Origin of the sequence: Yersinia sp. 2553 StPb PI (assembly GCF_052217105.1) — a bacterium.
Lineage (GTDB): Bacteria > Pseudomonadota > Gammaproteobacteria > Enterobacterales > Enterobacteriaceae > Yersinia > Yersinia enterocolitica_E.
Genome location: NZ_JAZGPX010000002.1, coordinates 4,156,227 through 4,168,518 on the forward strand (window position 1 = coordinate 4,156,227; position 12,292 = coordinate 4,168,518).

Below are 12,292 nucleotides of genomic sequence, written 5' to 3' on the forward strand. Positions count from 1 at the left end.
CAAAACCCGCTTTATCTAGCAAAACCAAATGAGCTGAGATCGCTATTTTATTGATACTGGCTATTTGTGCCAGCCTTGTGTGCCACGGCTAAAACCACAGGCGTGCATAAAACCATCCATCGCCTCATGTTGTTCGGCTATAACCTGCTCATCCTTAAGTTGCCAGTGCTGTACTGTCGGTAACTGACGCTGCGTTTCTTCGATCAAATATAATCCCACGCCACGGCGACGAGTCACCTCTCTGACATACAAATCCTGAAACTCAGCCTGCTGACCATTCACCGTGATTTTGACTGCACCTAATAGACGCTCGTTAAAACGCGCGCCAAACAGCGGCTTACCATCGTTAATCCACTGCTGCCAGAGTGTTGGCTGTTGTTCAGGCCAGATCTTCGCTAAATCGATAAGATCCTGATGAGTAAGGGTTGTTAATCGTTCAATAGTCAGTTTCATCGTCGAGAGACCACAAAAAAGTAAGGGTAATGGGGCTGTGGTTTATTGTACTAGATCACAGACTAGAGCGTTGTGTAAGTTTTTCTGTACGTTCACGGCGGAAAATGTTTTTTCGCTACTGCATTTTCCGAGTTTTACCGGAGTAAAAGATCACATAACCAGCACAACCCACTATCATTTGAGTAAAACCCATTCAATTTAATCCTAATTTTATGCTGTTTACACCGCTTGTTTCTGCTTGTCCTAGTTGATTTGCAGCATAAAACTCCTGTTTAATGACATGAAAAATAAAGTCTTATTAGAGAAATCTATTACTTTTGAGACTAAATCATTATTACTTATGAATAAAACGTTACATTCGATAAAACGTTAAGACCGACACAACAAGCACGTTCACAATGACAGATGGGGAATTCGCGGATGAAATTAACAAAAGGTAAAGTGTTGCTGGCTGGGTGTATAGCAATGGCGATGAGCCACTCTGTACTGGCTAAAGACATTAAAGTCGCCATTGTTGGCGCGATGTCAGGCCCGGTTGCCCAATATGGTGACATGGAATTTACCGGCGCACGTCAGGCTATTGCTGATATCAATGCCAAAGGTGGAATCAAAGGCGATAAACTGGTTGGCGTGGAGTACGATGATGCCTGCGACCCGAAACAAGCTGTCGCCGTTGCCAACAAAGTCATTAACGACGGTATTCGTTATGTTATCGGCCATCTGTGCTCTTCTTCAACTCAGCCTGCTTCAGACATTTATGAAGATGAAGGTGTGATTATGATCACTCCTGCTGCAACCAATGCCGATCTGACCACGCGTGGTTACAAAATGATCATGCGCACCACCGGTTTGGATTCTGATCAAGGCCCAACCGCTGCCAAATATATCATTGAGACTATTAAGCCTAAACGTATTGCAGTGGTACACGATAAGCAGCAGTACGGTGAAGGCTTGGCGCGTTCTGTACGTGACAGCTTGAAAAAGCAAGGTACCGAAGTGGTGCTGTTTGAAGGCGTGACCGCGGGTGATAAAGATTTCTCTACGTTGGTGGCTCGTCTGAAGAAAGAGAATGTCGATTTCGTCTACTTTGGTGGTTACTACCCAGAGATGGGGCAGATCCTGCGTCAGGCGAAGCAAGCAGGTCTGACAGCTCGCTTTATGGGGCCAGAGGGTGTTGGTAACTCCTCACTATCTAATATCGCTGGTGACGCTTCTGAAGGCATGCTGGTGACATTACCGAAACGTTATGATCAGGTGCCAACTAACCAGCCTATTGTTGATGCGCTGAAAGCGAAGAAACTTGACCCAACCGGTCCGTTTGTTTGGACAACCTATGCTGCATTGCAATCGCTAACCACAGCAATGGAACGTAGCGGCAGCCAAGAGCCGGCTGATTTGGTCAAAGATCTGAAAACCGGTAAGCCGGTTGAAACAGTGATGGGGCCATTGAGTTGGGATGAAAAAGGCGATTTGAAAGGGTTTGAATTCGGTATTTTTGAATGGCACGCAGATGGTTCTTCAACTGCGGTCAAATAACAATAATATTAGAATCATTAAGTTGTAGGGTTGCTCTCGCAGCAACCCGGCCCCTTTTACCAACTGCATCCCCCCATGTTTCGGGGGGATTTTCCTCTCTGCACACAGTAGATTTGGCGCAGTTGGCTAGGGCAGCCAGGCAAGTGAATCAAAGGGTTAGGGTATGTCAGAGCAGTTTCTTTATTTTCTGCAACAGATGTTCAACGGTGTTACGTTGGGCAGCACGTATGCGCTGATCGCCATTGGTTATACCATGGTGTACGGCATTATCGGCATGATCAACTTTGCTCACGGCGAAGTGTATATGATCGGCAGCTACGTTTCGTTTATCGTGATCGCCGCATTGATGATGATGGGGATCGACGCTAGCTGGTTATTGATCGGCTCTGCTTTTCTCGTCTCTATCGTGATCGCCAGTGCTTATGGTTGGAGTATTGAACGGGTGGCCTATAAGCCGGTTCGTAGCTCCAAGCGTTTGATTGCACTGATCTCGGCGATTGGGATGTCAATCTTCCTGCAAAACTACGTCAGCCTGACGCAAGGCTCACGGGATTTAGCACTACCGAGTTTGGTTACTGGGCAATGGACTTTGGCAGAAACCAATGGGTTTGCCGCGACCATCAGCACCATGCAACTGACCATCTGGGTAGTCACTTTCTTGGCGATGCTGGCATTAACCTTATTTATCCGCTATTCCCGTATGGGGCGTGCCTGCCGTGCCTGTGCTGAAGACTTAAAAATGGCGAGCCTGCTGGGTATTAATACTGACCGGGTTATCTCGCTGACCTTTGTTATCGGGGCATTGATGGCCGCCGTGGCAGGGGTATTACTTGGCCAGTTCTATGGGGTTATCAACCCATATATTGGTTTTATGGCCGGTATGAAAGCCTTCACCGCAGCCGTATTGGGTGGCATTGGTAGTATTCCTGGCGCGATGATCGGTGGCTTGATTCTGGGTGTGGCTGAAGCATTAACTTCTGCTTATCTAAGCACTGAATACAAAGATGCAGTTTCATTCGCATTGCTGATTGTGGTGCTGCTTGTTATGCCTACTGGGATCTTAGGCCGTCCAGAGGTTGAAAAAGTATGAAACAACTCAACTTTGTTAATGCCATTATTTCCAGTTTTGTGCTCTTCGTCCTTGCCTCGTTTGTAATGGGTTTGCAGTTGCAGTTAGACGGCACCAAACTCATTGTGCAAGGGGCGGCAGAAGTCCGCTGGCTGTGGATTGGCGCGGGTTGTATCGTGGTGTTTTTCTTCCAACTGGTGCGCCCGTACATCCAGCAAGGTATTAAAAAAGTCTCTGGTCCGGCATGGGTATTGCCTAGTTTTGATGGCACCAGCCCCCGTCAAAAACTATTAGCCGCAGCAATTATTATCGCCGCAATCGCCTGGCCGTTCCTGGTCTCCAGAGGTTCAGTGGATATTGCGACCCTGACGTTGATTTATGTCATGTTGGGGTTGGGATTGAACGTTGTCGTGGGGCTATCTGGCCTGCTGGTACTAGGCTACGGTGGATTTTATGCCATTGGTGCCTATACCTATGCGCTGTTGAATCACTATTACGGTTTAGGTTTTTGGGAGAGTTTACCGCTGGCTGGCATAGTCGCAGCACTGTCTGGCTTCTTGTTGGGCTTCCCAGTATTACGTTTGCGGGGGGATTACCTGGCGATTGTCACTTTGGGTTTTGGTGAAATTGTACGTATTTTGCTGCTCAATAATACGGAAATCACCGGTGGCCCGAATGGGATTAGCCAAATTCCAAAACCAACACTATTTGGTTTAGAGTTCAGCCGCACTGCGAAGGATGGCGGTTGGGATACTTTCCACAACTTCTTTGGCCTGACTTATGATCCTAGTGACCGTATCATTTTCTTGTATATGGTGGCGTTGTTATTAGTGATCCTGACCTTGTTTGTGATCAATCGACTGCTGCGTATGCCGCTGGGCCGAGCATGGGAAGCATTGCGTGAAGATGAAATCGCCTGCCGCTCATTGGGCCTTAGCCCAACCAAAATCAAACTGACCGCATTTACTATCAGTGCCGCGTTTGCTGGTTTTGCCGGTACTTTGTTTGCCGCCCGACAGGGTTTCGTTAGTCCTGAATCCTTCACCTTTGTTGAATCGGCTTTCGTGCTAGCGATTGTGGTGTTAGGTGGCATGGGGTCGCAGTTCGCGGTCATCCTGGCGGCGGTATTGCTGGTGGTTTCGCGGGAATTAATGCGTGACCTCAATGCTTACAGTATGTTGCTGTTAGGTGCATTGATGGTACTGATGATGATTTGGCGTCCACAAGGGTTGCTGCCAATGAAACGGCCACAGCTAAAGCTAAAAGTCGCAGAGATAAAAGCTAAAAAAGGGGAGCAGGTATGAATACGCAACCTTTGTTAGCAGTTGAAGGGCTGTCCATGCGTTTTGGTGGGTTACTGGCGGTGAACAATGTGGGTCTGACCCTCAATCAGGGTGAGATTGTCTCGCTGATTGGCCCTAATGGGGCAGGTAAGACCACAATTTTTAACTGCCTAACCGGTTTTTACCGCCCGACTGGCGGCACGATTAAGTTACGTGATCGTCATCTTGAAGGGCTGCCCGGCCAGATGATTGCCCGAATGGGGGTGATTCGTACTTTCCAGCATGTGCGTCTGTTCCGTGAAATGACGGTGGTGGAGAACCTGCTGGTGGCTCAGCATCAGCACCTTAAAAGTGGGGTTTTTGCCGGTTTGCTGAAAACCCCCGGTTTTCGGCGAGCAGAGGCCGACGCGTTGGAGCGTGCAGCCACTTGGTTGGAGCGTGTCGGCCTATTAGAGCTGGCAAACCGACAGGCGGGGAATTTGGCCTATGGTCAGCAGCGTCGTCTGGAAATTGCCCGCTGCATGGTGACTCGCCCTGAGCTATTGATGTTAGATGAGCCCGCTGCGGGATTGAACCCCAAAGAGACTGATGAACTGAATCAGTTGATTATGGAGTTACGTGACCAACACCAAGTCTCGGTATTGTTAATCGAACATGATATGAAACTGGTGATGGGAATTTCTGATCGCATTTATGTGGTCAATCAGGGAACGCCGTTAGCACAAGGCACACCCAGCGAAATCCGTAATAACCCGGATGTGATCCGGGCCTATTTGGGCGAATAACTTATTTTTAAGTAGAAGTATTTTTGGGTAAATAAAAAGTGGGCGAGGCATAAACATAACATGTTGTCATTTAATAACGTTTCAGCCCATTACGGCAAAATTCAGGCATTGCATCAGGTTAGCCTGCATATTCAACAAGGTGAGATCGTTACACTGATTGGTGCTAACGGTGCGGGTAAAACCACACTGTTGGGGACATTGTGTGGTGAGCCTCGTGCGACCGAGGGCAGTATTGTTTTTGGTGAGCAGAATATTACGGATTGGCAGACCGCACGCATTATGCGTGAGGCGATTGCGATTGTTCCTGAAGGCCGACGGGTATTTTCCCGGATGACGGTTGAAGAAAATCTGGCGATGGGGGGATTTTTCGCTGATCGTCAGCAATATCAGCAACGTATTGAACGGGTTTACGACTTGTTCCCGCGATTATTTGAACGTCGGGCTCAGCGAGCAGGAACCATGTCTGGTGGCGAGCAACAGATGTTGGCGATAGGCCGTGCCTTGATGAGCCAGCCAAAATTACTGTTACTGGATGAACCTTCATTAGGATTAGCACCGATAATTATTCTGCAAATATTTGATACTATTCAACAATTACGAGAAGAAGGGATGACTATTTTCCTCGTTGAGCAGAATGCGAATCAGGCTTTGAAGTTAGCAGATCGTGGCTATGTACTAGAGAATGGTCGTATTGTTCTGGAGGACACGGGGGCTGCGTTGTTAGCTAATGAAGCCGTGCGTTCAGCTTATCTGGGCGGTTAAATCGTCGTTTTTCATTATCTATGAAGGCCCGTTTCCGGGCCTTAGTTATTAGCTAATCATAAAGCTATCTTCTAGCTGTTCGGCATCATGCCTGTGGTGTAATAGTGAAATTGAGTGTATCGCTATAACTTCCTTTATCGGTTGTCTTGGTATTATAAAGCCGTATGCGTGGTGACCAGCACATTTCACCGTTATTATCATTTCTCAACTGAATAAACTTTTTCTCTTTTGGCAGTAAAAAGTTTTTCGTATTACCTGCTTGGCTTTGAAATTCCACGGTATAACCGATGGTCTTATCACTCTCAGCTTCCTTTAACTGAAAATGTACAGTGTTTGCTGCTAATCCATTTCGGTTGGTGGCGCTAATCATATAACGCGTCCGTTGAATCCCGGTGGCGCGATAGCGGATACAAAAACGGTTACCTACTGGATTAATCAATGGCGCGTGTACGCTTTTCCCTTTAGCGCCGCGCTCAATTTTCTCAAGTAATTCATCTAAATCGAAAGACTTCAATTGCCATGTTTTTGCGTCCATACGGAATTTAGGATCAATTTTAAGGGCTTCTGGTGCCACGTCTGCCTGAGGATTAAAGAGTGTGCATTGTTTGCCATTCTGACCAAAGGAAACGCCAGTAGATGACATTAATGAGTGATATTGCCCTTTGTAATGGATCGCACCTCCTACAGTTGCACCGATTCTGATATCCTTGAGGACATGTGCGGCAACCTTGAATGAAACATAGTAATACTTCTTGTCAAAGGGTGATGATTTGAGATCACGGTTGAACAGTATTTCCTGAGTATTATCATTCGAATCTGAGGGCGCTTCGCCATTGAGCGAAAGATTAGTGATATCATTAAATTGAATACTGAAATCTCGTGAACCATCAGCTTTATAGAAATAAAGTGACAGGAGCGCACGCCGGTTAGGTAACCCGATATTTCTCATCTCATCAGTTGGGATATTTAGTAATTTTCCCCAGGCTAATATATGCTTTCCATTTACCATTGTTCCTGATGAGGAATATAAATCTTTCAGCATCGCCCGAAAATAAACCTCCACGCTGTCATCAGCGTTTAGTTTGATTTTGCAATTAGAGTATTGTTGGGTGTAGGGATAAAAATAGAGGTTTGCCATAGCTATAGGCTGAATTATTAGCAATAATAGCCCCATAAGGAATAGTCTGTATTTAACATTCACTTGATTATCTCTCCATGACTATCAGTTATTTATTTCAGCTATTCGTTTCAAATATTAATGTTAGCTGCCCATGATATTTCCCTGCGGAATTTGGCCCACTGGGCGCTAATGCTGAAATATGTAATATATAGTCGGTACTGGTTTGGCGGGTTCTACCCTGGGTTATGTTGAATGTCTCAGGGATGGCTGATAACACGCGCAGGTTGGCGCGATCCGTGCCCCAGCGCACTTGCGCGGGGGAGAATGCCTGATCTGCTCCCGTCAATACAGTAGAGTGACGAGTCAGTATCAGTGGATTTTTCACCGAAATTCGAAATCCTTCTTGCCTGCGTAGCTTGACGACTACTGGGAGTTCCTTTTGATACAGCAAGTGATTTTCGGGGCTACTTTCCAGTTTTATACTGCTATACCAACCCCCTTGTGGCTTTTCAACCTCGATCCTGGGGTGTGCTGTCACTTCTAACCTGACATCGATATTCCCCAGAGGAATTGAATCTGCCCTTGCCTGTGAGGGGAGTAATAGGGATAGGGCGATGATTTTTATGATATTCATAATGTTCCTTATCTTTACCCTGCGATACATCGCAAGTTGAAGGGCTTATCCTCGATCATTCCTCGTACATCACTGACCGCCAGCTGCCGATGTTGGTCGGGATAGAGATTAAAGTCCTCTATATCCTGTTCCTGGGTTTTCAACTGACGCCACTGTAGGCGGGTGTTACCGGTATTCTCCAACACCATCCCCCCGTCAAGACAGCGGTGTGCCCACTGGGGTTGCGGTGATGCCGCCAGATGCCTGACCAATCCCATATAACTTAACTGCACCCCCAACACGGCAGTATGGCCACCGGTAACTTGCAAGTTATTAACCGGTACTACTGCGAGTCGATATACCTGCTCTTTATCCGGCGTGCTAAGTGCTTTAAGAAATATTCTCCCACTCTGCTTTGGTCCCAGAGTCAGTTTTGCTGGGAATGCAAATAGTGCGGGATGTCGCTGTTCGCCTACCGAGGTTAGTGATTCTTGTTCTGGCGACTCACCTGGGTTATTAAGCTGGTACAGTTGAACTGTCACGTACTCAGGGTCTAAACCGTAATTAGTTACTGTCACCACCGTACTTTCCTGCTCTATTTCCAGCACATGTGGCTGAATATCTATGGCACTGAAAACCGAGGGCGGCAGGAGGCTAGCCGCAATGAACAGTAAACGTTTCATTATCTACCTTACCGCTGAGTCGTTTGGTTGACAGGGTGATGGGGGTTCCGGGATATAGATTCAGGCTATCTGTCTTGTCGCCGGAGTTCAGTTGCTCAAATTTGCTATGAACCGTGCCGCTGGAGGTAAGCATGAGATGACCGCCCGGCAAGCATTGATGCTGCCAGTGACGAGTCTGTGCAGTTAAGGGGGGTACATGATGAATCAACACACCATAACCAATACTGATGGTCATGGGAGCATGGATTTTGCTTTTGTCCTCATGCTGACCGACAGCTTTGATATCGACTACCGGGTTGATATACAGCCGATACAGCGTTTCCTGCGTCGGAGATTTTAAGGGCAATAGTCTAATATTACGCTTCTGTTTCGGTCCTAAAGTAATCCGGTTGGGGTTAAAAATCATTTCAGGCTGCGAGATATCACTTATCAGTGTTTTCTGTTCAGGATGCACCCCGGGGTTGTCTACTCGTTGTAGTGTGATATCCAGATACAGTGGCTTATCACCGCTGTTATAGACTTGGATTGTCCGGTGTTGGTCCAGTGATTCCACTGTGGTACGGGTAGGGATAGCCACTAACTGCGCATAAGTGGCGGTAATCGGTACCAACAAGAAGGCGATAGTGGAGAGTAAATAGGCATATTTCATAACAATTCCTGTTGGTATTAATCTAAGTGACAAAGATAAATATGATCGCGTTGCTGGCTCATATTGCAGCGGTAACGGGCTAAGTGGTTTTGAACCTGAATATTTTTCAGCTTGGCACGAGAGTGAATAGAAAATAGTCCATTGGGGTGGACGGTATCTCCAGTTTCCTGAATAACCCCGCTAACAGGTTGCCCGTGCTCATCCTTGAGAAAACCGCTGTAAAGCAGGTTCAATGTGATATCGGCCTTACTGGAAAAAACTTGCCCAGGATGGGCGCGAGCAATATTGACGGGTAACTGAATATTCATATCCAGGTCATTGCGTTCGATATGTGTTTGCACAAAGAAACGGTCCTGATACCGTGGAATCGGTATAGCGTAAGTACCCGCGCCGGTTATCGGATGGCCTTCCGCATTGAAGCTATATGGCGTGCCAGCTAAGTCCGGTGTCTCTATCAGTAATGCGGTTCCGCTGTAGCTGCTGCGGCCTAATGCCATGCCTTGCGGGCTGATAGCCAGCATGCCGCTATAACTGATGCTGCCATTGGCTATCTTGTTATCAACTCCCATTCGTGCCGATACATCACCACGGCTGCCACTGCGATGAGCAAAGCTGCCGATGCTGGATGTTTTCCCACTGGCACTGCCATCAATACCCAAGGTGCTGTTGCCATAGTTATCGTTAAATTCTTTTTGATAACTGGCACTGGTAACCAACTGCTGCTGATCATAGGCACTGTTGATGCTGGCGCTGCTTTTGAGAAAGGAGAGTGTGGTATTAAGAAATACACCGTAATTATTCTGGTTGTTCCATTGCCTGCCTTTTTGTACACCAAGGGACAGCGCAAGGTTATATTGCGGCCGTCGCCAGTCCCAGCGGCTTTGGATACGGTGCTGCTGGCTGGTGCTAAATTGATTGAATTGATAGCTCAGTTGGATTGGCCCCAATTGGCGACTATAAGAAGCTGATGTGCTACCCGCATTTGGTGCGTATATAGACACACCTGGTGTTTGATAACGGGATACAGAGGCATATCCTAGTACGGTGCTTCCACCGGTTATGCGCAGATATCCGCCATCACGTTTTTCGCCAGACATCACGCCCAGAGTAGGGGTAAGGTCGAGATCAGAAAAAATAAAGGGGCGCGAAATATTCCCTTCTGCTGCCCAGTGGCTGGCGCTATCTTTGAGTAGCGTGATATTAGCTTGCACGCTTTGCAGGTTCATACTGCGGCCAAACTGCATCAGGTGGGGAGAGCTATGGCTACGCGCCATTCCTTTACCCATAGTCAGGAACCAGCCATTATTGGTTTGAGTGTTAATATTACTGATGGTTTGGCTTTCCTGGCTGACGACTTTCCCTGTACGGTCGACTAACCGGACCTCAACGTTGTAATAGCCGCCGGGAAGTTGGTTGTAATCAATTTCATTACGGCCCAGTTGGGCAGGGATTCGGCGGATAAGTTGGTTATCGCGATAGATTTCGAAATCGCCATCGCTGGTGGCATATAGCACTAAGCTGCCCGCGGAGGGCTTATTAATAGTTAAGTAACTTTGGCTACCCAGCGTCACGAATTGGTCTAAAGCAGGGTTAATCAGGGTATGAATGCTGCCAGCACTGTTATCCAGATTATTTTGTTTACCTGCCCGTAGGTAGTGTGCTTGGAAGTTATTTTGCAAATACCAACTATCGATACCTATTTGAGTTTGCTGTTGATATTGGGGCTGGTGTGTGGCGTGATAACTGTTTTTTGAACGGCTAGTGTTATAAAACCAATTAGCGAAGCCAAAAGATTGCAAGGGTAGACCAATATATCCTTGCCCTCGGCCTGAAATAGCGCGGTAATTTTCTGTAGTCATACGCAGGTCAAAGGATTGATTATGGACCAATCCCCAAGTGGTGACAGGCATTAAATAACGGTTGCTGTTATTGGTTACCGTTACTACATTATTGACCTTATCTACGGTGACGCGATGATTAGATAAGATATAATCGCAGCCATTCTGGCATTGCAAATAAGGTATTTGGGGTAAAATATTTTCTAATAGAATAATTGATTGTTCATCAATATGGTTGTTGCGATATTGTTGTTGATCAAAACTTAACTGCTGTTTTTTTTCCGAGAAAAAAAATGGACTGGGTAATGTTTTGCCCTCTAATATACCCAGTAATTGTAGTGTATTATTTTCTTCCACAGCGGAAAAACCAACAGGTATTAATTGTTCGATTGTTATCTCTTCTGCCTGTGCTGGAATAATTGTAGCAAGTAATAAAACAAGTAAAGTGGCCTTATTAATTATTAGATTGTTTGTCATAGGATTCCATTCCACTGTTAACTACTATTGCGATATGCCTTCTCCCTTTGAATAATATATTTCTATGGTAATGGTTCTGGTTACACCATTACGTTATGTTTTTGGTTCAAAGGAGCATGCAGCCAGGAGTTTACCCCCTGACTGTATGTGTTAATAATAAGGAAATTATAATGTTTTACTGAGTTATGCAGCCGTTTCAATAACTAGATTAAGTGTGCCAGTGTATACTTCGGCAGACTTAAGTCCGTTGCCGTTTACGCTAATGTCTAGAGTGGTATCGAGTACTGAGTTAGTTAAGGGGAATGTTGCCATATGACCACCAAGCCCAACATTAGCAGCTCTACTCAGCATCGTATTACCTATCATTACGGTAGGGGTAGATTGTATTCTTGAACCATTGTTAGACACTAAATCAAATGGTTTTCCAAGGCCAATACGAACTTTACTGTCGCCATTAGATTCTACTCGGATGTTCTCTGTCGCCTTGTATGAGTTCATGCTAAGTTTAATTAAACTCAGTTCGTCACCATTTGATTTGGAAAATTTGACTATTTGAGGTACTTCTAATTCAACCGTAATCTCTTTCGTTAATGCAGGTTTGAAATATACACTCTGATCAGACTGATTCATACTCTGAATACCTTGAATTTGAGCGTTATTTATACCAGATTGTAAACTTGCCATTACATTCGCATTGGCGCTAACACTGGTGGTTAATATCGCCATAGTAATAATAGAAAGTAGCGTCTTTTTCATTATTAAATACCTGATAGTCCGTTATATATAAAATCCTTATCCAACTGGAAAGGGATTAATGATGCTTGTGGCTTTTATGGTGATGATAATGAGGGTGTTAAAAGTCATGTTAATACACTTCCACATAAGCCGGAAAGAACACTAACATTTTAAATGGTATTTTTTCAAGTAAGAGTTAGTCCTATTTTATTGTGCTGATTATATTGCATTTAATATTGTTATGGATGGCTGGTGTAATATTATTAATATTTATTCTTGATGGAATTTT

General features: G+C 45.7%; 12 protein-coding genes. 5 read left to right on the top strand and 7 right to left on the bottom strand.

What is annotated here, in order from left to right:
- Positions 1–60: 60 nt before the first annotated feature.
- A complete protein-coding gene (gene panM, locus V2A84_RS20415) occupies positions 61–453 on the bottom strand; it encodes an aspartate 1-decarboxylase autocleavage activator PanM (RefSeq protein WP_083161963.1) in 393 nt (130 codons plus the stop codon).
- Positions 454–873: 420 nt separating this feature from the next.
- Here panM and V2A84_RS20420 point away from each other — a divergent pair, with 420 nt between their 5' ends.
- From V2A84_RS20420 to livF, 5 genes are all read left to right on the top strand, one after another.
- Positions 874–1,989, top strand: coding sequence for a branched-chain amino acid ABC transporter substrate-binding protein (locus V2A84_RS20420; protein WP_083161965.1), 1,116 nt, complete (start codon positions 874–876; stop codon positions 1,987–1,989).
- Between the two features lie 163 nt (positions 1,990–2,152).
- The gene (livH, locus tag V2A84_RS20425; RefSeq protein WP_083161967.1) at positions 2,153–3,079 is read left to right on the top strand and encodes a high-affinity branched-chain amino acid ABC transporter permease LivH; all 927 of its coding nucleotides are present in this window, start codon (positions 2,153–2,155) and stop codon (positions 3,077–3,079) included.
- The gene (locus tag V2A84_RS20430) at positions 3,076–4,362 is read left to right on the top strand and encodes a high-affinity branched-chain amino acid ABC transporter permease LivM (RefSeq protein WP_083161969.1); all 1,287 of its coding nucleotides are present in this window, start codon (positions 3,076–3,078) and stop codon (positions 4,360–4,362) included. Before livH ends, V2A84_RS20430 begins: the two co-directional genes overlap by 4 nt.
- A complete protein-coding gene (livG, locus tag V2A84_RS20435; RefSeq protein ID WP_083161971.1) occupies positions 4,359–5,126 on the top strand; it encodes a high-affinity branched-chain amino acid ABC transporter ATP-binding protein LivG in 768 nt (255 codons plus the stop codon). The genes V2A84_RS20430 and livG overlap by 4 nt, the downstream gene beginning before the upstream one ends.
- A gap of 60 nt (positions 5,127–5,186) precedes the next feature.
- On the top strand, positions 5,187–5,888 hold the full coding sequence (gene livF, locus V2A84_RS20440) for a high-affinity branched-chain amino acid ABC transporter ATP-binding protein LivF (protein ID WP_083161973.1): 702 nt from the start codon (positions 5,187–5,189) through the stop codon (positions 5,886–5,888).
- An 85-nt stretch (positions 5,889–5,973) separates the two neighbouring features.
- Here livF and V2A84_RS20445 read toward each other — a convergent pair whose 3' ends face one another.
- The 6 genes from V2A84_RS20445 to V2A84_RS20470 form a co-directional block, all read right to left on the bottom strand.
- The gene (locus V2A84_RS20445) at positions 5,974–7,089 is read right to left on the bottom strand and encodes a hypothetical protein (RefSeq protein ID WP_442848243.1); all 1,116 of its coding nucleotides are present in this window, start codon (positions 7,087–7,089) and stop codon (positions 5,974–5,976) included.
- A 34-nt stretch (positions 7,090–7,123) separates the two neighbouring features.
- Positions 7,124–7,642 (bottom strand): fimbrial protein, encoded by a 519-nt coding sequence (locus tag V2A84_RS20450; protein ID WP_083161978.1) that lies wholly within the window; start codon positions 7,640–7,642, stop codon positions 7,124–7,126.
- A gap of 14 nt (positions 7,643–7,656) precedes the next feature.
- Complete coding sequence (locus V2A84_RS20455; protein WP_083161980.1) at positions 7,657–8,304, bottom strand: hypothetical protein; 648 nt, start codon at positions 8,302–8,304, stop codon at positions 7,657–7,659.
- On the bottom strand, positions 8,276–8,953 hold the full coding sequence (locus tag V2A84_RS20460) for a fimbria/pilus periplasmic chaperone (protein WP_083161982.1): 678 nt from the start codon (positions 8,951–8,953) through the stop codon (positions 8,276–8,278). The genes V2A84_RS20455 and V2A84_RS20460 overlap by 29 nt, the downstream gene beginning before the upstream one ends.
- A gap of 17 nt (positions 8,954–8,970) precedes the next feature.
- The gene (locus tag V2A84_RS20465) at positions 8,971–11,268 is read right to left on the bottom strand and encodes a TcfC E-set like domain-containing protein (protein ID WP_442849036.1); all 2,298 of its coding nucleotides are present in this window, start codon (positions 11,266–11,268) and stop codon (positions 8,971–8,973) included.
- Between the two features lie 183 nt (positions 11,269–11,451).
- A complete protein-coding gene (locus V2A84_RS20470; RefSeq protein WP_442849037.1) occupies positions 11,452–12,024 on the bottom strand; it encodes a hypothetical protein in 573 nt (190 codons plus the stop codon).
- Between the last annotated feature and the right edge of the window lie 268 nt (positions 12,025–12,292).

Coding starts and splice junctions, on each gene's coding strand:
- V2A84_RS20465 (WP_442849036.1), bottom strand. CDS start 11,268: ATGACAAACAATCTAATAATTAATAAGGCCACTTTACTTGTTTTATTA.
- livH (WP_083161967.1), top strand. CDS start 2,153: ATGTCAGAGCAGTTTCTTTATTTTCTGCAACAGATGTTCAACGGTGTT.
- V2A84_RS20470 (WP_442849037.1), bottom strand. CDS start 12,024: ATGAAAAAGACGCTACTTTCTATTATTACTATGGCGATATTAACCACC.
- V2A84_RS20455 (WP_083161980.1), bottom strand. CDS start 8,304: ATGAAACGTTTACTGTTCATTGCGGCTAGCCTCCTGCCGCCCTCGGTT.
- livG (WP_083161971.1), top strand. CDS start 4,359: ATGAATACGCAACCTTTGTTAGCAGTTGAAGGGCTGTCCATGCGTTTT.
- V2A84_RS20460 (WP_083161982.1), bottom strand. CDS start 8,953: ATGAAATATGCCTATTTACTCTCCACTATCGCCTTCTTGTTGGTACCG.
- V2A84_RS20450 (WP_083161978.1), bottom strand. CDS start 7,642: ATGAATATCATAAAAATCATCGCCCTATCCCTATTACTCCCCTCACAG.
- panM (WP_083161963.1), bottom strand. CDS start 453: ATGAAACTGACTATTGAACGATTAACAACCCTTACTCATCAGGATCTT.
- V2A84_RS20420 (WP_083161965.1), top strand. CDS start 874: ATGAAATTAACAAAAGGTAAAGTGTTGCTGGCTGGGTGTATAGCAATG.
- livF (WP_083161973.1), top strand. CDS start 5,187: ATGTTGTCATTTAATAACGTTTCAGCCCATTACGGCAAAATTCAGGCA.
- V2A84_RS20430 (WP_083161969.1), top strand. CDS start 3,076: ATGAAACAACTCAACTTTGTTAATGCCATTATTTCCAGTTTTGTGCTC.